Source organism: Brevibacillus composti (genome assembly GCF_016406105.1).
Classification (GTDB): Bacteria; Bacillota; Bacilli; order Brevibacillales; family Brevibacillaceae; genus Brevibacillus; species Brevibacillus composti.
The window spans coordinates 2,197,256-2,219,817 of sequence record NZ_CP066308.1 but is presented as its reverse complement, the minus strand read 5'-3'; the positions used below and the strand labels follow the sequence as shown (position 1 = coordinate 2,219,817).

At 55.7% G+C, this 22,562-nt stretch carries 19 protein-coding genes, 3 tRNA genes and 1 pseudogene; 2 read left to right on the top strand and 21 right to left on the bottom strand.

The annotated features are described in order from the left end of the window. The first annotated feature begins 92 nt into the window (after window positions 1–92). A pseudogene (locus JD108_RS11435) lies at window positions 93–764 on the top strand (LD-carboxypeptidase). A gap of 92 nt (window positions 765–856) precedes the next feature. Here the strand turns inward: JD108_RS11435 and JD108_RS11430 are convergent. From JD108_RS11430 to JD108_RS11420, 3 genes are all read right to left on the bottom strand, one after another. Next, window positions 857–940 (bottom strand) — tRNA-Leu (locus tag JD108_RS11430). 19 nt (window positions 941–959) lie between these two features. Next, window positions 960–1,035, bottom strand: a tRNA-Thr gene (locus JD108_RS11425). A gap of 54 nt (window positions 1,036–1,089) precedes the next feature. Next, window positions 1,090–1,166, bottom strand: a tRNA-Asp gene (locus tag JD108_RS11420). A 177-nt stretch (window positions 1,167–1,343) separates the two neighbouring features. Between JD108_RS11420 and JD108_RS11415 the strand changes: the two genes are divergently transcribed. Then, window positions 1,344–2,261 carry a C40 family peptidase gene (locus JD108_RS11415; protein ID WP_198829919.1) on the top strand — a complete coding sequence of 306 codons (918 nt, stop codon included), beginning with the start codon at window positions 1,344–1,346 and terminating at the stop codon, window positions 2,259–2,261. Between the two features lie 79 nt (window positions 2,262–2,340). On the opposite strand, the gene JD108_RS11410 is transcribed toward JD108_RS11415, so the two are convergent. From JD108_RS11410 to JD108_RS11325, 18 genes are all read right to left on the bottom strand, one after another. Next, window positions 2,341–3,699: a nucleotide sugar dehydrogenase gene (locus JD108_RS11410; protein ID WP_198829918.1), complete on the bottom strand. Its 1,359-nt coding sequence runs from the start codon at window positions 3,697–3,699 to the stop codon at window positions 2,341–2,343. Window positions 3,700–3,726: 27 nt separating this feature from the next. After that, window positions 3,727–4,551, bottom strand: coding sequence for a response regulator (locus JD108_RS11405; RefSeq protein ID WP_198829917.1), 825 nt, complete (start codon window positions 4,549–4,551; stop codon window positions 3,727–3,729). A gap of 24 nt (window positions 4,552–4,575) precedes the next feature. Then, window positions 4,576–5,997, bottom strand: coding sequence for a glycosyltransferase family 2 protein (locus tag JD108_RS11400; RefSeq protein WP_198829916.1), 1,422 nt, complete (start codon window positions 5,995–5,997; stop codon window positions 4,576–4,578). 16 nt (window positions 5,998–6,013) lie between these two features. Continuing rightward, a complete protein-coding gene (locus tag JD108_RS11395; protein ID WP_198829915.1) occupies window positions 6,014–7,171 on the bottom strand; it encodes a HEAT repeat domain-containing protein in 1,158 nt (385 codons plus the stop codon). 29 nt (window positions 7,172–7,200) lie between these two features. Then, entirely contained in the window at window positions 7,201–9,417 is a 2,217-nt protein-coding gene (locus JD108_RS11390; protein ID WP_198829914.1) for a hypothetical protein, read from the bottom strand. A gap of 329 nt (window positions 9,418–9,746) precedes the next feature. Continuing rightward, entirely contained in the window at window positions 9,747–9,992 is a 246-nt protein-coding gene (locus tag JD108_RS11385) for a hypothetical protein (protein ID WP_198829913.1), read from the bottom strand. Window positions 9,993–10,158: 166 nt separating this feature from the next. Beyond that, window positions 10,159–11,940, bottom strand: a complete 1,782-nt coding sequence (locus JD108_RS11380; protein WP_198829912.1) for a M3 family oligoendopeptidase — start codon at window positions 11,938–11,940, stop codon at window positions 10,159–10,161. Window positions 11,941–12,096: 156 nt separating this feature from the next. Further along, window positions 12,097–13,317 carry a M20 family metallopeptidase gene (locus JD108_RS11375; protein WP_198829911.1) on the bottom strand — a complete coding sequence of 407 codons (1,221 nt, stop codon included), beginning with the start codon at window positions 13,315–13,317 and terminating at the stop codon, window positions 12,097–12,099. A 15-nt stretch (window positions 13,318–13,332) separates the two neighbouring features. Further along, window positions 13,333–14,298: a P1 family peptidase gene (locus JD108_RS11370; RefSeq protein ID WP_198829910.1), complete on the bottom strand. Its 966-nt coding sequence runs from the start codon at window positions 14,296–14,298 to the stop codon at window positions 13,333–13,335. Window position 14,299: 1 nt separating this feature from the next. Further along, complete coding sequence (locus JD108_RS11365; RefSeq protein WP_198829909.1) at window positions 14,300–14,857, bottom strand: ECF transporter S component; 558 nt, start codon at window positions 14,855–14,857, stop codon at window positions 14,300–14,302. Between the two features lie 63 nt (window positions 14,858–14,920). Then, window positions 14,921–15,757 carry an energy-coupling factor transporter transmembrane component T family protein gene (locus tag JD108_RS11360; protein WP_198829908.1) on the bottom strand — a complete coding sequence of 279 codons (837 nt, stop codon included), beginning with the start codon at window positions 15,755–15,757 and terminating at the stop codon, window positions 14,921–14,923. A gap of 16 nt (window positions 15,758–15,773) precedes the next feature. Beyond that, a complete protein-coding gene (locus JD108_RS11355) occupies window positions 15,774–16,634 on the bottom strand; it encodes an energy-coupling factor transporter ATPase (protein ID WP_198829907.1) in 861 nt (286 codons plus the stop codon). Continuing rightward, window positions 16,631–17,500: an energy-coupling factor transporter ATPase gene (locus tag JD108_RS11350; RefSeq protein ID WP_198829906.1), complete on the bottom strand. Its 870-nt coding sequence runs from the start codon at window positions 17,498–17,500 to the stop codon at window positions 16,631–16,633. The genes JD108_RS11355 and JD108_RS11350 overlap by 4 nt, the downstream gene beginning before the upstream one ends. Window positions 17,501–17,519: 19 nt before the next feature. Further along, window positions 17,520–18,278 carry an SDR family oxidoreductase gene (locus JD108_RS11345; protein WP_198829905.1) on the bottom strand — a complete coding sequence of 253 codons (759 nt, stop codon included), beginning with the start codon at window positions 18,276–18,278 and terminating at the stop codon, window positions 17,520–17,522. A gap of 13 nt (window positions 18,279–18,291) precedes the next feature. Continuing rightward, entirely contained in the window at window positions 18,292–19,737 is a 1,446-nt protein-coding gene (locus JD108_RS11340; protein ID WP_198829904.1) for an aldehyde dehydrogenase family protein, read from the bottom strand. 3 nt (window positions 19,738–19,740) lie between these two features. Further along, window positions 19,741–20,817: a tartrate dehydrogenase gene (locus JD108_RS11335; protein ID WP_198829903.1), complete on the bottom strand. Its 1,077-nt coding sequence runs from the start codon at window positions 20,815–20,817 to the stop codon at window positions 19,741–19,743. Window positions 20,818–20,978: 161 nt separating this feature from the next. Continuing rightward, on the bottom strand, window positions 20,979–22,310 hold the full coding sequence (locus JD108_RS11330) for a sigma-54 interaction domain-containing protein (protein WP_198829902.1): 1,332 nt from the start codon (window positions 22,308–22,310) through the stop codon (window positions 20,979–20,981). Next, on the bottom strand, window positions 22,307–22,552 hold the full coding sequence (locus JD108_RS11325; RefSeq protein WP_228728387.1) for a hypothetical protein: 246 nt from the start codon (window positions 22,550–22,552) through the stop codon (window positions 22,307–22,309). The genes JD108_RS11330 and JD108_RS11325 overlap by 4 nt, the downstream gene beginning before the upstream one ends. Window positions 22,553–22,562 lie beyond the last annotated feature (10 nt).

The following is a 22,562-nucleotide window of genomic DNA, read 5'->3' as shown; positions in this document are numbered from 1 at the left end:
ATTTTTTTGTAAGTGGATAGGCTCACATGGAAAAAAAGATTGATGATTACCTCTGAATCCGGTACGATCATGAAAAATCAGGAGGTGGCATGATGATCAGGTATCCGATTTTAAGGCAGGGCGCCGCCATTGGCGTCATGTCTCCTTCATCAGGGGTAGATGCGGAGTTGCATCACCTGCTATTGCTCTCACGCGAGCGGATGGAGAGCAAAGGGTATGCGGTAACCTTCGGAGAAACAGTCTGGACACAAAACAAACCAAAATCGTCCGCAGCGAAAATTCGGGCTGCCGAGTTTCAGGCCATGATGGGCGATGGCGAGATCGACATGATCTTTCCGCCCTGGGGCGGTGAATTGGCAATCGAGATTCTGAAGCATATCGACTTCGATCAGCTGCCGAGCAAATGGGTGCTCGGCTATTCCGATACCAGCGTGCTTTTACTAGCGATTACCCTGCAAAAAGGTATCGCCACGGCTCACGGGGTCAATTTTGTAGACTGCTCGTAGGCACCCCATACGGTGACGTGCGGCGATTTCAGAAGCAATTTATCGAGGATCAGCCGATCTTGTGGTATTTCGAAAACTGCGAGCTGTCCACGACCGATTTGCGGAGATCCCTCGTGCAAATGAAGCTGGCCGGCTGGTTTGACCATTGTTCGAATCGATTGTGGCCATGTACCTCCGCAAATCACTTTGATCAATGGTACTTACGCGGATGTAGAGGCAGCGGACGGCAAAGGAACGGTTTTGCAGCATTTTCGCTAGTATACGACCAAATAGCATGCGCAAACACAATCAAGCGGATACAGACAGGAAAAAGGGCATTTCAACAATGTTGAAATGCCCTTTCTGTTCGATGCGGTCGAGAGGACTTGAACCTCCACGGTGTTGCCACCACTAGAACCTGAATCTAGCGCGTCTGCCAATTCCGCCACGACCGCAAAATCGTGAAACCTATCGTGGTGCCGGCGATAGGACTTGAACCCACAACCCCCTGATTACAAGTCAGGTGCTCTACCAATTGAGCTACACCGGCATGTTGATCTTCTGAACCCGGTACGGGTGAGAGAGCCGCACTTCATTGAAATACTGGCGGAGCTGACGGGACTCGAACCCGCGACCTCCGGTGTGACAGACCGGCGTGAACTCCAACTTCACCACAGCTCCATATTGATTCGCAACCGTCGCTCTCTCGTGGCGACTCTTGTAATATAGCATGCCGTTAAATAGAATACAAGAACTTTTTATCAAATTCATCGAAAAAGTTTTCATAGATTTACCAGTCGAATTTCGCTACAATTTATGTAGTCAAATGCGGAAAAACGTAGAAAGGAGATGATCTCCATGAAACTTGCGACAAGAATACTCACCGTTCTCTCCTTTTGCGCACTGATGCCGATTCCTGCGCATGCTTCCTCCCCTGTATACGTGGTGGAAGCAGGTGATACCCTGATGAAAATCGCGCGTGAGCACCAGACGACTGTGCAAGAGCTGATGCAGAGCAATCAGCTCACCACAGATCGCCTCGCCATCGGCCAAAAACTCACACTGCCTAAAATTGCGGCTCCAGCCCAATACGCTGCTACGCAAGCTGTCGCAACGGAACGTCCGGATACACTCCCACCGGCCGATATTCTCTCAAGCGAACAGCCCGCCCCCATTCGCACCGGGGTGAAAGCGCGGATCACGGGCGATATCGTCAATGTCAGAACGGCCCCGTCTCTGGATGCGGAAATCGCCGGAAAGCTGCCTTTGGGAGCTGTCGTCGACGTTCTGGAACCGGGAGCAGAATGGACCCGTGTCGCTTTTGGCCAAGGAGAATCCTATATCGCCAGCGCCTATCTCGCAGAGATCAGCGCCACCGCCAATGCCGGCCAGCCGCCGGTATCCCTCTCCTCCGAGAGACTGCAAGCGATCATCGGTCCGCTGCTCAAAACCCCGTACATCCTGGGCGGCACCACCCCTGACGGCTTCGACTGCAGCGGCTTCACCTCTTATGTATTCCAGCAGCTGGGCATCACGCTGCCGCGCACATCCGAAGATCAGTTTCGGAGCGGACAAGCCATCCCGTTCGAGGAAGCCGCACCCGGCGATCTTATTTTTTACGATTCCCTGCGCAAAGGACGCGTCTCCCACGTCGCCATCTACATGGGGGATGGCATGATCGCGCACGCCAATGGAGAAGATGTCCGATTTGAAAAATTGGCAACTATGCACAAGCTGTACCCCTTCTATGGCGTGAAGCGATACATCGCCGAATAAATCGCACGAGATGAAACAGAGAAAGTCTTCCCTCTTCCATCTGCTCATGCAGCAGCCGGTTCCGGGAAGACTTTTTCATTTAGATCGCGAGCGATGCTTCTGTAATTTTCGCGTTTTTGACGGAATTCCCCAATTTATACAGATGCGGGACTTGGATTCCGTCAAATGCGTTGCGCGTATCGAGAATGGCTACGCCCAATTCGGCCCATGCGCGGTACGGAAACACCTTGTGATTTGTCAAAAGGATCATGCAATCATAATTTCGCCATGCTTTTGCGTCATAGGAGACGCTGTGGACTTCCTTGCCGCTCTGATCGATAAAGGATTGGGCGTACGGGTCATAGTAATCGACCAGCGCTCCTGCCTCTTTAAACAATTCATACACTTGCAGCGAAGGCGATTCCCGCAAATCATCAATATCCGGCTTGTAAGCCATCCCCAGCAGAAGGACCCGTGAGTTGCGGATGGATTTGGCGTACATGTTCAGAATCACGGATGTCTTGTAGACCACGTAGTCTGGCATGCTGTTGTTAATCGACTGGGCCAGATCAATGAACTTACTGAAAAACCGGTATCCCTTGGCCTTCCAGGACAGGTACATCGGGTCCAGCGGTATGCAATGTCCGCCGATGCCAGGACCGGGATAAAACGGCATGAATCCGAACGGCTTGGTGGAAGAAGCCTTGATCACTTCCCACACATCGATGTCCATTCGTTCGCACATCAGCGCCATTTCATTGATAAACGCGATATTGATGCTGCGGAACGTATTTTCCAGCAGCTTCGACATCTCCGCCACCTTCGTGGAAGAGACCGGGACGATCTGGCGGATAAAGTGGCTGTACAGCTGGACGCCCAGCTCCAGACATTTCGCTGTCGTGCCGCCAATCACCTTGGGCGTATTGGTCGTGGAAAATCGATGATTCCCCGGATCGACCCGCTCGGGCGAAAAGCAGAGGAAGAAGTCGCTTCCCGCTTGATACCCCATCCGCTCTAGCTCCCGCTGAATCAACTCTTCTGTGGTGCCTGGATATGTGGTGCTCTCAAGGGTGATGAGCGGACCATTTTGAATGTAATGCTTGATCTGGTCGACTACACGGGATATGTACGACGTATCCGGGTCCTGATTCTCGCTCAGCGGAGTGGGCACGCAGATGCTGATGGCATCCAGTTCCTTCAGGACGCGGTAGTCTGTCGTTGGAATCAACTTCCCTTCCCGCACCAGCTGTTCCACGGACTCGCTTGGCACATCTCGTATGTACGATTCCCCACGCTGCAATGTTTCGATTTTGCCGATGTCCAGGTCCACGCCGAACACGGTAAAGCCGCTTTGCGCTATCTCCACGGCCAAAGGAAGTCCCACATACCCCAGTCCAATGACGCCTATCCTGGCTGTCTTTGCCTCGATTTTTTGTTTAAGCGCTGTATATCGGTCCATCTGCCATCCCTCCGGTTGAATGAGTAACTACGAGATGAGTAGTCGTTTGATTCGCCAATCCAGCTCGACGGGAGAAAACGGTTTGGTCAAGAAGTCCGCCACTCCTTTTTGGAAGCAATGCGACATGTCCTCCTCCAAGCGTCGGTCCGTCAGTACGACGATTTTGCAAGCGGCGGTCTGCCCGTGCTGTCTTTGCACCCAGTCGATCAGCTGGTAGCCGTTCATCACAGGCAGGGTGAGCTCGGTGATGATCAGATCAGGCTGCACCTGCAGGATTTTTTGCTGTCCCTCTTTGCCGTCTAGGGCCTGGAAAATTTCATAGCCGTTTTTGGCTAGACGGACGGAGAGGATTTGCTGAATCACAGGATCGCTTTCTACCAGGAGCAATCGAGGCGGTCGGTCCCATTTTTCCTCGGGCCTGAGCACGACTTGGATTCCCGCGTGTGGAAAGGGCTTTTGGTTCAAGCGCTCCGTCATCTCCATCAGGATCTCCTCCATGGCATCGCCGCTTTCCGGGTAGGCGGCCACCGCGGCGCCTCCCGCCAATTGTTCGGTTCTTTGCAAATACTCTTTGATCACGATCGCCAGGTAATGTGTTTCTGCCACCGTCAACTCTTCCGCGAGGATCACCAGACGTTTTGCATTCTCCTCGTAACAGAATGACGCCGCCAATTCAGGCCGCTGATTTGCGAGAAACTCCTGCAATTCCTTCCACTCGGGATCTCCGCGATGCCGGCAGCGGATCGCGATCATTCCGCAGGCCATTTTGCTCGCTTCATAGTACCGGAATAGATATCGCAGCTTTTCAACAAAGCCCGGCGGTTTCGCCATGGACTTCTCTACCGGATTCATAGAAAGTCACTCCTTTTTGGGAAGCTAGGAAGATTGCTGCCTGGTTTCGACCTTCCAGCTCTGGCGCGTCATGACTCCCCAGGTATTATTGTTGCGGAGAAAATCGATATGTCCGAGTACACGCCAGATGGCGCCCAACTGATAGTAGCCGAAAAACATGAGAAAGCCGTACCCGAGAAGCTTGACCAGATCACTCATCCGCGTGTATCTGCGAAACGCCAGTTCCTCCAGCAAAATACCGCTGATCGTCAGCAGATAGCCGTAGATCAGGTTGACCGCCATAAATACCAGCACGATATGGGCATGGGTCATGTCGTAGTAGCTGTAGCCGAGCAGGGCGAGAAAGCCGGTCAGCTTGAAATACGGATTCAGCGTCTCAAACATGACGTTGTAGGGCATCGTCAACATGCCCATCACCTTGTATTTCGGATGAAACAGCATGTGCCGGTACTCGATCATGTTCTTCAAATTTCCCCGCCCCCAGCGCTTCCGTTGGCTGGACAGGATGTGCAGCGTATCGGGTGCCTGGGTCCAGCAGACGGCATCGGGGCAAAAGGCGATCCGGTATTTCTGTTTCTTTTCCAGCATGTACTTGTGCAGCTTGATGATGATGTTCATATCTTCACCGGGGTACCCCTCGCGATAGCCCCCTACTTCGATCACGCAATCTTTGCGGAAAAGCCCAAAGGCACCGGAAACGATAATCAATCCGTTGATCGAGCTCCAGCCGATCCGGCCCCCGAGAAAAGCCTTCATGTATTCGATGGTCTGAAACATGGGCAGCAGCTTTTTCGGCAAATTCACTTCTTTCACCAGTCCGTCCTCGATCTTGCAGCCGTTGGCGATGCGGACATTTCCGCCGATCGCGATCGTTTCCTCCGGATTTTCCATATACACCTGGGCCATGCGAATCAGCGCATCGCGTTCCAGAAGCGAGTCCGCATCGATGGAGGCGATCATCGGATAGTGCGAAAAGTTGATGCCCGCATTCAGCGAATCCGCCTTCCCGCCGTTTTCCTTATCGATCACGAACAGCTGCGGATACTGCGGATTGTGGTAGATGCCGCTGATTGGACTGGCTGGCACGACATTGCGCACGTAGGTGTGTGTCTGTCGCACCAGTCCGAATTCTCGGATCAAGACTCCCAAAGTATCGTCTCTGGACCCGTCGTTGATGACAATTACCTCGAATTGCGGATAACGCAAGGCGAGGAGCGAACGGACGTTTTCGATGATGGTCAGCTCTTCATTGTAGGCGGGTACTAGGATAGAGACCGGCGGGACTCTCGTCGAACCGGCCAGCGACTGAAAGCGGGAAAAGCGGGAACGCTTCATAATTGTGTAAATATTCACATGGGAAAAGATGTTGATGATGAGATAGAGGGAATTGACGACAAACACGTAATACATCGCAAACATTCCGTATCCCAGCAAAAAATCTCTCATCGTGCCTCACCTCCCGTCATGAGATGACTCGCTGTTGTTGGCGTTGGAACGTATCGTTGTAAATGGTGCGCCGGGTGCTGTGATTTTTAGCCGAGGCAAGTGAGGAGCGCTCCTCCCGCAAGGCTTCCTGGATCAGCTGCAGCGCGAGATCGGCTGTTTCCTTGCGCGTCGTGCGAGCCGCGATTTCGCACAGGGCGCGGAAACCTTCCTCTCCCACTCTGACGAGGCTGCGCGCCGCGTGATATTTTACCCACCAGTTTTCATCTTCGATCGCGGCGAGGAGCTCCGGCACATAGCTCTCCTTCTGCCAGCCGCCGATCGCTTTGACGATCAGTGCACGGATCTCCCAGTCGGGGTGGGTCAACAGCGCCTGAATCCGGTCCGCAGCGAGTTCATCTACGGTCAGCAGACGCTTGGCAGACTGGATTCGAACTTCTTTTTCAACAGACTGGACCTGCCTCCACAAGCACTCTGTCCATCCCTCGTCCACTGCCGTGGCGGGAAGGCATGCAAGGGAAACCAGCACAAAGCGATGATCTTCGCTCGTCATCCATTCGCGCAGCAGCGGCTGCAGATCGAGCGGCGAATCTTGCAGCAGCTCCGCCAACAGCCGCGGGGAGTCCGCTCCGCATGCGATCATGTTTTCCACCATCTTTCGCAAATCGGCCACGGTCTTCGTACAACGGGCGATGGCTCTGGCGATAATATAGCGGCCAGCCTCGTCCTTTTCCGACTCCCACGCGGCGAACAAGGCAGGCGTCGCCTTCTCGTAGCCCATCGCCCCCAACTTGTAGGCGGCATCACTGCGCATCGGACCGGGGAGCTGCTGCAAGCGGCTTATCTCCAGCTCAGGCAACCCCAGTTTTTCGAAGAGCTCCCCTACTTTCATGCGGTGTTTCCCTTTTACGCGTTCGGCAATTTCGATCAGCAACTCTTCCAGCACGATCAAATCCAGCTTTTCCAGCGGGCCGACCGGCATCTCCAGCGGCTGATCGGCATCCAAATGGGCGAGCACGTAGGCGACATACTCCTTATGCTTGCGGTGCAGACGCTCTTTTTCGCGCGTCAGATACGTTTGCCTGTATTTCAAAAACAAGAGAATCAAAACCCCGATCACGATCAAGACGGATGATACGAGCAGGAATAGATACGCCGCCTCAATATGCTGAAACATCCTCGCGCCCTCCTCTCCTTTTCCAGCTTTTACCGATAGGTTGGTATGGAATCCAAGGCTTTCTGATACAGGGAAAAGCTCTCTTTTTTCCGCTCCGAAAAACGGGGGAGGCTCCATACGGGCCAGGAGTAGCGATCCAGCTCGGTCAGCCGGATGATCTGTCCTGCCCTCACTCCTTTTATGCTCCCTTCCGCTTTCTCCTGGAGCATCGCGAGCACGCGGATGCCCTCCGATTCCGTGGATGTCAAACTGCCTTCTCCGCTCGGATACCGCATCACCCGACTCGTGCTTGGATCGGTAAAGCCCAGCAGCATCCAAGGCACGCGCAGTTCCAGCCATTCTCCCCGGGTCTCCCAGTTTGCCTGCGAGCTGTACCCTTGTTTGCCCGGCACGGTGGTGCCTCGCCTCAGCTGTCCGACGGTCATTTCTTCTAAGGGATGTGTTGTTTTGGTATCCGGCGGACTCATCTCCAAGCTGACGGCCAGCTTCCATGGCAGGAACAGGCCAGAGTTATCCCGCTGTTCCTCATCCGGGTAAGGAAGCATGCCATAGCGTTTGCCGTACAGACGCTTGTGGAAGTCGTAGTTGGAAGCAATCTTCACTTCACTCTCATCGCTGTCGCCGAGGCGAATCATGGCCTCCAGACCTTCGTCGAGGCGAAGGCCGGGCAATTCCTGCGCTTCCCGATTGCCGCCTGGTATCGTGTCTATGCCGATCACCACATGTTCCCGCTCCGGGCGAAGCGGCTGCTCCAGTCGCAGGAGGAAGTAGACATACGCCTCGTCATGGGTCATCCACATCCCGCGGATTCCCGGCATCGTTCCATTCATGTGCTTTTTCACATTGTCTTTCAGCTTGTCCCAATCTTCCACGTCCCCGTCGATGCTCAAGATGTTTTCCAAACCGGCATCCATCGCCAGCAGACCGAAGAACGATTCATTGGTCAGCTCGTTTTTCCAATAGGCCCGATTCTCCTCCGGGAGCTCGAATCGCATGGTGTTCCATGTCCGTTTAAACCACTCATCCTGCCAGGTAAACAGGATGGCGCCCGCGTAACCTTCCTCGTAGATCTCACGCAGCAGGTCCGCATTGATTTGGCCTTGCTCCCGCTCGTCATGTCCGCCTTGGTCCCGCCCCAACAGACCGCGATGGGCCGCGCCGACTGAAGAAGGGACGCCGAATTCGGTTACCATCACGGGCATCTCGCTGTGGTGCTCCCGCAGTTTTCGCAAATAGGCCTTGTACGTATCCACTTCGCCCTTCTGATTGCGAACGTTCTGTAAGCTGACATCATAGCGAAACAGATCCGGATAATACGGGTAGACATGATACGCGGCGAAATATCCCGCCTCCCAGCGGATCGGCTCGATGTGCGTCGGATCGACGCTGACCATGTCCTCGTGAAGCATCGGTTCACCGGGGTGTTCCAACGGATCGGTGGTTACCCAATTGGTAAACGTGACAGGATGCTGCCAGCCGCGCATCGCTTCCTGCTCTGCGGCCAGATCTAGCATCTCCGCGAGCCAGGACTCAAAAGCGGACGCTTCGGCACTCGCTTGAAAATGGTCACCCTGATACCGTGGTTCCTCCGCCCGCTTCTCGTTGGTGATCTTTACCATCTCGGGGTCCCATTCGGTTCCGATATGCCATGCCAGCAAATACGGTCCGGCATTTGCGGAATAGGTGCCGCTCGCTTTTCCGCTTCTCTCCGGTATAGTGATGTCCCCGTAGACCGCACCGACGGCATATTCGATCTCATTGCGAAATTCCGTGCGAATCTCCGGCAGAAAAGCGTCTTTTTTTTCGATGAGCGCTTCTTCCGGCGACCAGATCCCTTGAATCAGATAGAGAGGGTCGTTTGCATGCTTCCGGTTAAACTCCACCAGAGCCTCGTAGAAGACAGGCTGATGGATCGTGTAGATGCGGACAGCCCTTGTCCCCAATTCATGCATCATGCCAAACCAGCGCAGGTAATCCTCCTTTGCGATCGGAAGCTCTCCCGGATAGCGCCCGGGAAGCGATGCTCCCAGATTGATCCCTTTTACAAAGTAGGGTCTCCATTCGCCCTCCTCATACACTTGCATGTCGGTTTGAGAGGTGCGGAATTTCAGGCTGTACCCTTCCTCCGTTTGGTGGGCGTCCACCTGAGCCGCTGTCGGCCCCCATAGCAGGTACCCGGTGGCCAGCCCCGCGAATCCCGTGAGAAAGAGCCATCCGATCCGCCTTCGAATCCATGTCTTTCCCATAAGACTTCTCCCATCCTGTGATCATGGCTGCTCCCAGAGGGAACGCTTGTCGGTCATTATAAGCAAGAATTTCGCCACCCACCATAGTCACCTGCTCCTGCATCAACCAGCCGCCCCGTTGTCATGCAACTGTAATCTAACGAGAGAAATATACCCTTCCTCCCATCATTTTCCGATTGGAGTCCTGCAACTCGCACCGGAAAACCCGAATATTTTCGTAGGACTGCCAAGCCGGGCTGCAAAAAAATGGGTCTACCTCCCTTGCAAAAAACGGTAGGTTGCTCCCAAAAAAAAAGCCCTCCCGTACCGATAGGAAGGCTTTCACTCGGCTAGTGCTGCGTATTCTGATGCTCTTGATTGCCGTGCTGCTGATGCTGGTTCGTTATTTCGACGTTCCGCAGTGCGTGCTTCATTTTGTCCAGCTGCATTTGATAATCGCGCACGACCTCTGTCAGCACGCTGACCGATTCTCTGAAATCAGGCTCGTTGCTTACACGGTCAATGGCTTTATGTAAATGCAGCATTTTGTTTTCCGTTTCCCGAAGTAAGTCCAGTATTTGCAAGCCGTTCAACACAGTATCACCTCGTCAACAAGTTCTTGATGATTCCCTATGCGATCATAGGGTGCCCCTGCAATTTTGTCTCTATACCCCGGATTGCACCTGCATGAAAAGAAGACCCGGATACAAACGTTCCGGGTCCTCGGTAAAACGGCGGATGACAGGCTTTCCGCTCGGATTTTTACTTTTTCGCATCTGCCAGGCGGACAAAGCGCTCGATGTCTTCTTGAATCAGCTGCAGGGAACCGCGCCAGAAGTCAACCGAGCGCACATCGACATCCATGATGGCCGCGACATCGGCGATTTTCTTTTTGCCGGTCACTGCCAATAGCTCATCGTACTGCTGGACGAACGAGTCGCCGCGCTCCAGGTATACCGCATACAGGCCTTTGGCGAACAACAGGCCGAATGCGTAAGGGAAGTTGTAGAAATTCAAATCTGCGTAATAATAGTGAGGCTTGCACACCCACATGTACGGGTGAAGCACTTCGTGATCCAGGCCGTCTCCATAGGCGTCCTTTTGGGCCTGCAGCATGATGGACTTCAGTTCGTTCACGGAGAGGGAGCCTTGTTCGCGACGTTTGAACAGCTCCGACTCAAACAGGAAGCGGCTGTAAATATCCACAATGACCTGTCCCGCTCCGGAGAGATCGTTCTCCAGGATCGCAAAGGCTTCCTCTTCGGACGCTTGCTCCAGGGCCGCTTTGGCGATGATGGTCTCACAGAGAATCGATGCGGTCTCGGCGATGGGCATCGGATAATCGCTGTTCAAAAATGCTTCTTCCACGAGACATTCTCCGTGGTACCCGTGTCCCAATTCGTGAGCGAGCGTGCTGACATCGTTATAGCTGCCTGTGAAATTGGACATGATGCGGCTTTCCTTGATCACATGGAGATTGTAGCAGAAGGCTCCGCCCCGCTTGCCCTCTCTCGGCTCCGCATCGATCCAGCGGTTGTCAAAAGCGCGCGCCGCATACGAGGCCAGCTTGTCGCTGAAGCTAGCGAAATGTTTCACGATAAAATCGCGCGCTTCCTGATAGGTGAAGCGCATATCTGCCTCGCCCACAGGTGCGAACAGATCGTAAAAGGGGAGACCTTTTTCATGGCCGAGCAGTTTTGCCTTCGCTTGGTAATACTTGTGGAAAGCGGGCAGGCTTTCGCGCATGGCGGTCAGCATCGCGTCCAGGGTCTCCTGGTCCATGCGGGAGTCGAGAAGCGTCTTTTCCAAGGGAGACGCATAGCCGCGCAGTTTGGATACGGTGATCACTTCACCTTTGATCCCGTTCAGGCTGGCCGCCGACGATTCCTCGATTTTTTTATACGCGGCCAACTCCGCTTCATACGCGGTTTTGCGCACCTGCGGATCTTTCTCATAGGCCATGTTGCGCACGATTGGCAGAGGAAGCTGCTTCTCTTCTCCGTCCACCTGGATGTCGACCAAAAGCGTGGAGGTCAGCATCTCTTGCAGCTTGGACCAGGCATTGGAGCCGGTATTCTTCATCTTGGCGAGAACGATCTCTTCTTTTTCACTGAGCAAATACTTGCTTTTCTCTGCGGTTTCCGTCAAGAAATAGCGATGGGTTTCAAGCAGCGGAGACGCTTCGATACAGCGGTCCAACTGTTCTATGCCACCCAGCCATTTCTGAAAGAGAACACCCGGCTCAACGAGTTCTACTGCCATATCTTGAATCCGCTCTACCAGTTGCAGCGCTTTTTCATTCTTGGCATCCACGCTGGCGGTCAGCTCGGCAAAGCTGTACAGACGCGATTGGACCTGCAGAATGGTTGTCAATTGGGTTATGTACGCTTCCATTTTCGCGACAGGCTCGGCATCGGATTGCAGATTTTCTCTGGTCCATTCCTGCAATTCCGTGATCAGTCGGGAGAGCTTCTCCCAATCTTGCTGTAATTCGGGTGATTCAAAAGACGTATACAAACCGTCTAAATTCCAACGCATATCCACAAGGACACGCCCCCTTCATCATGGTCGACCTATCTCCTTATTGTAAAAAAAAACTTATGGCAAGAGCAAGTTTTATCGATGAAAAAATTGCCAGAACTTTTTCACTGCTTTGGAAAAGAAAAAACCCCGCCGACAACAATCGGCAAGGGCACTCCCTTAACGGTGGACCGGCTGCGTCAGGTACAGCAACGCCGACAAGGCGAATAACTGTGTCGATTCAACCAGCTGATCGATCTCTACGTATTCATCTGCATGATGCGGGATATGCCGGTCGCCAGCACCCGTCGTCAGGATGGGGATGCCTGCCTGGTGCAGGAAAGTGCCGTCCGTGGCACCCGGCACACCATTGTACACCGGCTCTTTTCCCGTCAAATCCCGGTAGGCGTCGGCGACAGCGGTCACAATCGGCTCCTCCATCGCGGTCAGGGTCCACGGCCGCTCCTCGATGACTTCCAGCGTCGCTTTGAAGTGCTCATCCTCGCGGGCCAGCATCTCCAGGATCTGATTCATCTCCCCAACCAAGGCCTGGTGCTCCTGTCCCGGCACGGTACGGATGTCCAGCGTCGTCATGCATTGATCAGGCACGACATTGATCTGGGCGTCTCCCTTCACCGGCGCTTGCAGGATCGTCGGCGTGATGCTGGGCCAGCCGAGCATCGGGTGATTTCCCAGCCGGGCCATCTCTTTTCGCTCCAGCTCCTCAAGTGCCACGATCGCGCGGGCCATGCGCGTATTGGGATTGATGCCAGTGAGGGGCATTGCCCCGTGGGCCATTTTGCCGTACGTGCGGAGGATCGCCCGGATGGCTCCTTTTTGCGTAATGCACAGCTGATTCTCCTCCGGTTCGCAGATGATCGCCGCGTCCACGCCCTTGGCCCAGCCCCTGCGGATAAAATCCTTGATCCCGATCATCATGCCTTCCTCGTCACAGGGGATGCAGAGCAGGATTTTGCCGTAGAAAGGGATTTCCGCCCGCTGTATGGCTTTCACCGCGCAGATCGCTGCCGCCAGATTGCCTTTGGTATCACAGGAGCCCCGTCCGTAGATGCGATTGCCGGCTATTTGTCCGCCAAAGGGGTCGTAGCTCCAGGCTTCGCGGTCTCCCTCGGTGACGACATCGGTATGCGCTTCAAAGAGGAGCGTCTTGCCCGGACGGCCGGAGTCGTAGAAGGCGATTACATTGGGCCGCCCCGGCACCACTTCCTCGTAATGCACCTGAAGCCCCATCTGGCGCAAATAATCAGCGACGAACCGGGCGACTCTCTCTTCATTGCCGTCAGTCATACCCGGCCGGTAGACGCTGGGGATGCGAACCAACTCCTGAGTCAGACGAACCACTTCTTTTTCATCGACGCTGGAAATCACTTGGTGGACCATGCGATCGCTCCTTTCTCATTCTGTGCGCTGCATGCTGCTGCAAGCGGGCAGCCCTCCCGCCGGTTGGGCAGTGCGCACCGCCCGGACGACGGCCTCGGCCAGCACCTCCGCGGACAAAGTCCCGATCAGATCAATCGACGCCTTGACTTGCCCGGTTCCCATCGCAAACAACGTATCGCCGTCGTACATGGTGTGGATGGGCCAGATGGTGCGAGCCAGCCCATTATGGGCCATCTGGGCAATTTTCTTGGCCTCCGCCTTGGTCAAGACTGCATTGCTGGCGACTACGCCAATGGTGGTATTGGTGCCTGGCGGAATCAGGTTGAAGGCATGCTGCTGCATCAGTTCGAGACTGTCGACAATCCCGCCCTCTTCATCTCGCGGACCCGCGAGAATCTCCCCGCTGTCCGGGTCTTTGACATGGCCGACCGCATTGACGGCGACGAGCGCTCCGATAACCAAGCCGTTTGGCAGCACCCGCGATGCCGAACCGATCCCGCTTTTCATCGCTTGCGAAAAGCCGTTCAGCTTGCCGACAGTTGCTCCCGCCCCAGCGCCGACATTCCCCTGTGCCACTGGCTCTTTGCTGGCAAGGCTGGCAGCGGCATACCCCATGTCCCGCGTCGGACGAACCTTGGGATTGCCGATGGAGAGATCGAACAGCACAGCAGCCGGAACGATCGGCACGACGCCAAAGCCGACATCAAGCCCGATGCCCTGTTCCTCCAGGTAAGCCATGACGCCGCTGGCTGCATCCAGACCGTAGGCGCTGCCTCCCGACAGGCAGATCGCGTGCACGTGGCTTACCAGATTGACCGGGTCCAGCAAATCCGTTTCGCGGGTGCCCGGGGCCGAGCCCCGGACATCCACGCCGCATACGGCCGCATCCTCCGCGATCACCACTGTACACCCGGTCCAAGCATTCGTGTCTTCTGCATGCCCTACGCGAATCCCGGGCACGTCCGTAATGGTGCCTGACATGCTACAAACCTCCAGAAATTTTTGACTTTTGTTTTCCCGAGGAGCCGAGCTTCTTCCAGGCGACCACGACCGCGAGCGTCACGATGACGGACACGATCGCTTCCGGCAAGCCGCTCATGACGGCGACTGATGCCGCCACCCCTGCAGGCATGTAGCCGCGCACGACCGCCATGAAGAGAACCAGGATGGTGTTGGTCATCGAGCCGACAAATCCTGCCACACCGATCGCCGCATACTCGTTAAACCGCTTCAAGCCGACGTAGGTGAAATAGGCCGTGACCCCGATGAACAGGCGCGGCAGGATGGCTACCAGCGGATCTTTAAAGAGGGGGACGGTCGCATTCAAAAAGGAAGAGACACCAAAAATAAGACCAATGATTAACCCGACGCCCCACCCCTCCATAATCCCGCCGATGACGGCCGGGATATGCATGATCGTTGCATTGCCTGCCGCTGTGGGGACGGGAATAAAACCGAGCCGCGTCACTCCCAGCAGAATGGCGATGGCTCCGAGCACACCCGCGATGACAATCCTGCGTACGGTCAAGCCTTTTTCCATGCTTCTTCCTCCTTTGTACCTTTTATTGGAATCCCCGGTGATAGGGAGAATTCCCTGCGCAAACTACCACGGTATTGCCAATATCACGGCGGAGAGCAGCACGCTTGCGCCAATCGCGGCGAAATCCTTGGGAGCGGCCTTGTAGTGGGCATAGCGCGTGCGGACAGCGCCCGGCGTATAGCAGCGCGCTTCCATCGCCAGGATCAGGTCTTCCGCCCGGGACAGCGCGACGTTAAACAGCGGGACGATGATCGGAAACATGTCCTTCGTCCGCTTGATAATCCGCCACCACTGGCCGGTGCCAAACTCGGCCCCCCGCGAGGCTTGCGCTTTCATCATTTTTTCCATTTCCATGGCAAAGGTCGGCACGAAGCGTATCGAAATGGTGATGATCAAGGCAAAAGCGTGGACGGGAAATTTTACTTTCTCAAGCGGTCCCAGGAGGCGCTCCATCCCATGCGTCAGCTCCGTCGTCGAAGTGCTCAGCGTCAGCACGCTGGAGAGGAAAATCACTTCGACAAACCGCATGGCGGAGACGACCACCAGCCTGATCACTTCGCTGGAGATGGTGACGAAGCCGTATTGAAAGAAAATCGTGCCACCTTGCGCGATTTCTCCGTAAAACAGCAGCTGCATCAGCGCCAATATGATAATGAACGGCACGGCCGGCTTCACGCCGGAGATTCCGTAGTGAAGCGGGATGCGCGCCAGTGCAAACATCAGCAGGCAGACGAGCAAAGCGAACAGATTGCCGATATAGGTGCCGCAGATCGCAATCGCGATGATCATGATGACAAATGAGGCCAATTTAAACCGCGGGTCCAGACGATGGATAACCGATCCCGTGGGCAGATACTGGCCAATCGTTATATTTCGCGTCAATTCAAATTCTTGTGACACCTGTAGATCCCTCCTCTCATCGCCCGATGATCGTGATGATTTCCTCTGCCGCTTCTTCGGCCAGATAGGCGCCCGGATTGACCGGATAGCCGGCCGCTTGCAGCCGATACAGGATATCGACGCTCTCGGGCGTTCCGATTTGATGGGTGCGGAGCAGTTCCTGATTGCTGAAAATCGCACGGGGCGTCCCCTCGCAGACGACTTTCCCCTGTCCCATGACATAGACGCGATCGGCCAGCTCCGCCACCTCCTCCATGTTGTGACTGACGAAGATGACGGTAAGCCCCTCCGTTTCATTCAAATGCTTGATCCGCCCCAAGAGCTCCTGACGGGAGCGGGGGTCGAGTCCGGCGGTCGGTTCATCCAAGACCAGTATCTTTGGCTGCAGCGACAGGACGCCAGCCAGGGCGACTTTCCGTTTTTGCCCGCCGCTGAGCGCAAAGGTAGGACGATCCTTCATCTCGTCAAAGGAGAGGCCGACCAGTTCCATCGCCCACTGGACGCGGCGGCGAACCTCATCCAACGCAAGCCCCATCTTAAACGGACCGTAGGCGATATCGTCACCAACCAGCTTTTCGAAGATCTGGTCCTCCGGGTTTTGAAAGACCAGTCCCACTTGCCGGCGGAGAGCCTTTACATCGATTTTCGAATCGGAGACGTGTTTCCCCTCAATGATCACGTCTCCTGATTGGGGCCGAATGAGCCCGTTAAAATGCTGGATCAACGTCGATTTGCCCGAACCGGTGTGGCCGATGATGGCGACGCATTCCCCCGCCTCGATTTGGATGCTTACATCGTCCAGCGCCCGGTGCTCCAGCGGGGTTCCGCTCATATACACATGCGAGAGACGCTCCGTCTTCAGAATCGGTTGGGTCATGTGCCGCTCGCCTCCGCCCGTCTGACGTGCAGCCGCCGTACTTCGTCCACAATTTCGTGATTGTGGATCAGATCGGGAGAAAAGGCCCTGTTTTGCGCATGGACCAACTGGGCGATCCGGCTCGCGTCCGGCACGTCGAGATGGAGCTCCCGGAGGCGATCCTGCCGGGCAAACACCTCCCGCGGAGTCCCCTCCATCACGATCTGTCCCCCTTCCATCACCAGCACGCGGTCGGCTTCTGCCACCTCGGACATGTGATGCGTGACGGTGACGATCGTCATCCCTTCCCGATGGAGCTGGCGAACGACTTGCAAAATCTCCTGTCTGCCATAGCTGTCCAGCATGCTGGTCGCTTCATCCAGGACCAGACAGCGCGGCTTCATCGCCAAAATTCCGGCGATCGCCACCCGCTGCTTTTGACCGCCCGACAAATGATGCGGAGGCCGATGCCGGAACGCGCTCATCCCGACCGCGTCCAGGGCATCATTCACCCGTGCGCTCATCTCATCCGGCGGAACGCCGATGTTTTCCAGACCAAAGGCCACATCATCCTCGACGATGGTCGCCACAAGCTGATTGTCCGGATGCTGAAAGACCATTCCGACCTGACTGCGAATCTCATGGATGCGCGTTTTTTCCCTCGTATTGATCCCGTTTACCCAGACGTCTCCCTGATGTGGCGTCAAGATCCCGTTCAGATGTTTCGAAAGCGTCGATTTGCCCGAGCCGTTATGCCCGATAATCGCCAGATACTCACCTGAAAAAACTTCCATAGAGACGCCATGCAAAACGGGGATGACCTGTTCCTGGTTCACTTGATAAGAAAACGTGACATTGTCCACACGAATGATGGGTTCTTTCGTCATGCCGTCTCCCCCTGTCTCCTCAGATTCCTCGCCCGCCATCGACATTGACGATCTCCCCCGTGACGATCTTGGCCAGATCGCTGCACAGGTAGAGCGCGGCCTCGGCAATATCTTCCGGTTGGATTAGCATGCCGAGCGGCACACTACTGAGAAAAATTTCCTTGGTATCCCGTTCTTTTTGTTCGGCGTCGCCCTGCAAAAATTGGCTGAGCATCGGGGTTTCGGCTGGTCCGGGATTGATGCCGTTGACGCGAATCCGGTACGGCGCCAGCTCGATCGCCAGCGCCTTCGTCAGCATGATGGCCGCCCCTTTTGACGCACAGTACGCGTTCAATCCGGGGCGCGCCCGGACACCCGCAATTGAGCAGATGTTGAGGATGGAGCCGCTCTGTTTTGCTTTCATATGAGGGACAGCGTACTTCGCCGTGAGGAAAATCGATGTGCAATTGATATCCATCGTCCGATGCCACTGCTCCAGCGACACTTCCTCAACCGGGGTGAAGGCCATCGGCACCCCGGCGGAGTTGACGACGATGTCGATACTGCCGAACTCCTCCACGGTGCGGGCGACTGCTGCGGCTACCTCTTCTTCCCGGGACATGTCCGCTGTAAGGGGCATCACGGCTGTGCCGCATTCAGCAGCCGTATGGGCAGCAGCCTCCCCAATCCAGTCGACGATGGCCACCTGAGCTCCCTGCTTATTGAACAGCTTGCTGATGGCTTTTCCCATCCCCGAGCCGCCGCCGGTGACGAACGCGGTCTTTCCTTTTAACAACATGCACTCCCCTCCCCTACTGCTTCAGATTCATGACGACCATCCGCAGATCGGTCATCTCTTCGATGGCGTAATGAGGGCCTTCTTTTCCCAGTCCGCTGTTCTTGATGCCGCCGTAAGGCATGACATCGTTGCGATACGTGGATACGTCATTGATGATGACACCGCCGTATTCCAGCTCGCGGGCCGCTCTCATCGCCAGATTCAAATCATTGGTAAAGATGCCGGCTTGCAGCCCGTAGGCGGATGCGTTGGCAGCGGCAAACGCTTCGTCAATCGATTGATAGGGAATGATCGTGACGATGGGGGCAAACACCTCCAGGCAGTTTACTTTCATCTCCGGCGTCGTCTTCGCCAGCACCGTCGGATGCATGATGCTCCCCTCTCGATGTCCGCCATGCAAAAGCTCAGCCCCCTGCTGGACGGCTTCCTGTACCCATGCTTCTGCCCGCATCGCTTCCGCTTCGCTGATCATCGGGCCGACATCCGTCGCTTCGTCTTCCGGATCCCCTACGCGGAGGCTTCTCACTTCGCTTAGGTACTTCTCGGTAAATGCCTCGCGGACCGCTTCTGCCACGAAGATTCTCTGCACCGCAATGCACGCCTGCCCGGCATTGTGAAAGCTCCGCTGTGCGATCAGCTTGGCTGCCTGCTCCAAGTCGGCATCCTCGTGTACGATATTGGGCGAATTATTGCCCAGCTCCAAGGCGACCGGGCGCAATCCGCTCCTCTGCTTGATCTCTGTCCCCACTTCCGCCGAACCGGTAAAGGTGTACATCGCGATGCGGGGGTCTTCCAAGAGCCAGTTGCCTACCTGACTGCCGGAACCGGTTACGATGTTCACAAATCCTTTGGGCAAGCCGGCCTGCTCGAGAATCTCGACCAGCAAATAGGAGGCGATCGGCGTGGCAGTGGCCGGCTTCAGGACGATGGTATTTCCCGCAGCCAAGGCAGGCGCCACTTTGTGCGTGCTCAGCAAGAGCGGATAATTGAATGGCGTGATCGCCGCAATCACTCCTTTCGGCACGCGAATGGCGAAGCCCAGGCGATTTTCAGAACCCGGGGCGGCACCGAGCGGGACCATTTCGCCGCAGATTCGTTTGGCTTCCTCGGACGAGAGGCGCAGTGTATGAATGACCCGATCCAGTTCCCCACGCGCGTCCTTTCTGGTTTTGCCCACTTCCTGCACGAGCGACAGTTCCAGCTCTTCCCGCCTGCTGCTCGCGATCTGACTGGCCCGAAGCAGGATATCGCTCCTCTCCGAAGGGGTCAGCTTTTGCGTGCGAAAGGTATGCAGCGCCCAGGTGACGGCCTCCTCCACGTGATGGCGAGACGCTTTCCCAATCGTGGCAATGACCTGCCCTGTGTATTTATGCGCAACCGGAATTCTCTCTTCGGTATGGATCCATTCCCCGTGGATATACAGCGGGTAATCCTTCGTTTTGAGCTCTGCACGATCCATCTGTCATCCTCCTCTTCGATAGAGCTGCGCCAAGATGGCTTTCCCCATTTCCTGTGTCGTCGCCTTGCCGCCGATATCAGGCGTACGTACTTTTCCCTCTACCAGTACCTCCTCAATACAGTCCAGCACCAGCCTGCCCAGTTCTCTCTCCCCCAGGTGATCCAGCATCATGCTGATGCTCCAGATGGTGGCGATCGGATTGGCGATGCCCCGTCCCGCGATGTCGGGAGCAGAGCCGTGAATCGGCTCGAACATGGAGGGATACGTTTTCTCCGGATTGATGTTGCCCGACGGAGCCAGACCGAGCCCCCCCACCACCGCCGCACCGAGATCGGTTAAGATATCGCCGAACAGGTTGCTTGCGACGACCACATCAAACGCTTCGGGCCTGCTGACAAAAAAAGCGGCAAGCGCGTCGATGTGGATTAGACTGGTTTGAATATTCGGATAATGGAGGCTGATTTCTTTGACGATCTCATCCCAAAATGGCATGGAGTGGTTGATGCCATTTGATTTGGTGGCGGCGGTCAGCCTCGTTTTGCCTGTAGCTTGGGCCAATTCAAAGGCATAGCGGATAATCCGCTCGGTGCCGTATCGGGTGAAAACATTGTTTTGCATCGCCATCTCATAAGGGGTGCCGACGTGAAGCCTTCCACCCATATTGGAGTATTCACCCTCTGTATTTTCCCGGACCACGACGAAATCCAGATGCTCATGCCCTTTGCCGCGCAGCGGGCTCTCCAGGCCCCGCAGGAGCTTGATCGGGCGCAGGTTGACGTACTGCTGAAAGCTTCTTCTGATCGGGAGGATCAGCTCCCAGACGGAGATGTGGTCGGGCACGCCCGGCGCGCCGATGGCCCCGAGCAGAATCACGTCAAACGGCCGCAGCCGCTCCAGTCCATCCTCTGGCATCATCCGCCCGTGCTGCAGATAATAACGGCAGTTCCACGGAAACGACTCCGCCTCAAACGACAGACCGCCATGAATGTCTCCGATGGCCTGGAGCAGCGACATCCCGACCTCCATCACCTCCGGGCCAATGCCGTCCCCGGGTATAACCGCAGCCGAGAAATATTTCATCCAAGCGACTCCTTTGCAATAAGTTTTCTACTCTATGCTTATTGCAAAAGCTGTGCCAAATGATATGTTTTCAATATTCAGTTATTTGCGGGCTTTGCTCTTTTTTCACGAGCGCACTGGTGTTGCACACCGTTGCATTTGTTGTTGCATTTGCAACATCATCATGTCGAGCCATGCCCGTATTTTTTCAGCTTCCGCCATAGCGTCGTCCGGTCGACGCCGAGCAGCTTCGCCGCCTCCTGTCGATTCCCTCTCGTCTGTTGCAAAACGCGCAGGATCATCTCCGCCTCATCCTCGGCGGCAGGAATCGTCCCCGCCACAGCAGCAGCCCCGTCCGTCTGGCGGCGTTTCTGCAGTTTCTTTTCAAAAAAGGCGGCATCCCGCCGCTCCAGCCTCGCCGTTTTGCTCAGCAGCACCATCCGTTCCACGACATTGCGCAGCTCCCGCACGTTGCCCGGCCAATCATGCTGGGTGAACAGCTTAAAAAGGGATTCGCTCACGCTCTCGATCGTCTTGTCGCCCCTCTCGGCGATTTCGCGGATGATCGCCCAGGTGAGGGCGGGGATGTCCTCCAGTCTTTGCCTCAGCGGCGGGAGCTCCAAAGTCAGAACATTCAGCCGGTAATAAAGATCCGAACGGAATTGGCTCATCCGGATTCGTTCTTCCACATCGCGGTTGGTGGCCGCAATGATGCGCACATCCACCGGAATGACGCGCTCTCCGCCTATCCGTCTCACCTTTTTCTCCTGCAGCACCCGAAGCAGCAGCGCTTGGATGGGCAGAGACATCTCGCCGATCTCATCCAAAAAGAGCGTGCCGCCATGCGCCAGTTCAAACAAGCCGGGCTTTCCTCCCTTGCGCGCTCCGGTAAAGGCGCCATCCTCGTAACCGAAGAGTTCGCTCTCCAGCAAATTTCCCGGCAAAGCGGCACAGTTGACGGCGACGAAGGGACCTGCTGCACGCTGGCTGCACAGGTGCATGCCCTGCGCAAACAGCTCCTTTCCCGTCCCCGTTTCTCCCAGAATCAGGACGGTGGCCTCTGTGCGGCCAAAGGTTTCCGCCAGCTCTTTTGCCTCCCGGATGACGTCGGAATGGCCGACGATATCCTCCAGCCTGTATTTGGCCTCGAGGCCGCTTTCCATGCTCTGCTTGCGAATCCGCAGTTCCATTTTTTGAATATCGGTAAATTCCTTGAATGTACTGACGGCACCCACCGTCTGCCCGTCGATGACGATCGGCAGGCGGTTTATGATAATTTGGCGGTTCAAGACGGTCGCGATGTCCCCGATCTCCCGCTTGCCCGTGGCCAGAATGCGCAGCAAGTCGGATTGGGGAATGTAGCGGGTAATTTTTTCTCCGACCACATGGGGAGGGAGGCCGAGAATCTCCAGAGCGTTTTTATTCACCCAGATCACCGTCGAGTCCCGATCCACCGCGATGATGCCGTCATGGGAGGCATCCAGTATCGCCTGAATGAGGGTATAGTCTCTCACTGGATGGTCTCCCCTCCCTCAGCCTTTTCCAGCATTTTATGGACAGTGGCCGGAGGCTTCCTGGCTGCTTTTTTTCGCTTGCGCTTCTTTTTGCGCAAGAGTAGTACCGCCGTCAGCATGAGCGTCAGTGTCGCGAGCTGCAACGGCTGCGTCAGCGCCGCTTCTGCCCAGCCGCTCATCACCAGCAGATGGAGCAATACGGCCAGGCAGAGGATGCTGGAGGTCCACATTTGCGTCTTCACTTGCCCTGCC

Bases quoted from the DNA above. Each gene is read 5' to 3' on its own strand.
- JD108_RS11415 (WP_198829919.1), top strand. From the start codon at position 1,344: ATGAAACTTGCGACAAGAATACTCACCGTTCTCTCCTTTTGCGCACTG.
- JD108_RS11410 (WP_198829918.1), bottom strand. From the start codon at position 3,699: ATGGACCGATATACAGCGCTTAAACAAAAAATCGAGGCAAAGACAGCC.
- JD108_RS11405 (WP_198829917.1), bottom strand. From the start codon at position 4,551: ATGAATCCGGTAGAGAAGTCCATGGCGAAACCGCCGGGCTTTGTTGAA.
- JD108_RS11400 (WP_198829916.1), bottom strand. From the start codon at position 5,997: ATGAGAGATTTTTTGCTGGGATACGGAATGTTTGCGATGTATTACGTG.
- JD108_RS11395 (WP_198829915.1), bottom strand. From the start codon at position 7,171: ATGTTTCAGCATATTGAGGCGGCGTATCTATTCCTGCTCGTATCATCC.
- JD108_RS11390 (WP_198829914.1), bottom strand. From the start codon at position 9,417: ATGGGAAAGACATGGATTCGAAGGCGGATCGGATGGCTCTTTCTCACG.
- JD108_RS11375 (WP_198829911.1), bottom strand. From the start codon at position 13,317: ATGGTCCACCAAGTGATTTCCAGCGTCGATGAAAAAGAAGTGGTTCGT.
- JD108_RS11370 (WP_198829910.1), bottom strand. From the start codon at position 14,298: ATGTCAGGCACCATTACGGACGTGCCCGGGATTCGCGTAGGGCATGCA.
- JD108_RS11365 (WP_198829909.1), bottom strand. From the start codon at position 14,857: ATGGAAAAAGGCTTGACCGTACGCAGGATTGTCATCGCGGGTGTGCTC.
- JD108_RS11355 (WP_198829907.1), bottom strand. From the start codon at position 16,634: ATGACCCAACCGATTCTGAAGACGGAGCGTCTCTCGCATGTGTATATG.
- JD108_RS11350 (WP_198829906.1), bottom strand. From the start codon at position 17,500: ATGACGAAAGAACCCATCATTCGTGTGGACAATGTCACGTTTTCTTAT.
- JD108_RS11345 (WP_198829905.1), bottom strand. From the start codon at position 18,278: ATGTTGTTAAAAGGAAAGACCGCGTTCGTCACCGGCGGCGGCTCGGGG.
- JD108_RS11340 (WP_198829904.1), bottom strand. From the start codon at position 19,737: ATGGATCGTGCAGAGCTCAAAACGAAGGATTACCCGCTGTATATCCAC.
- JD108_RS11335 (WP_198829903.1), bottom strand. From the start codon at position 20,817: ATGAAATATTTCTCGGCTGCGGTTATACCCGGGGACGGCATTGGCCCG.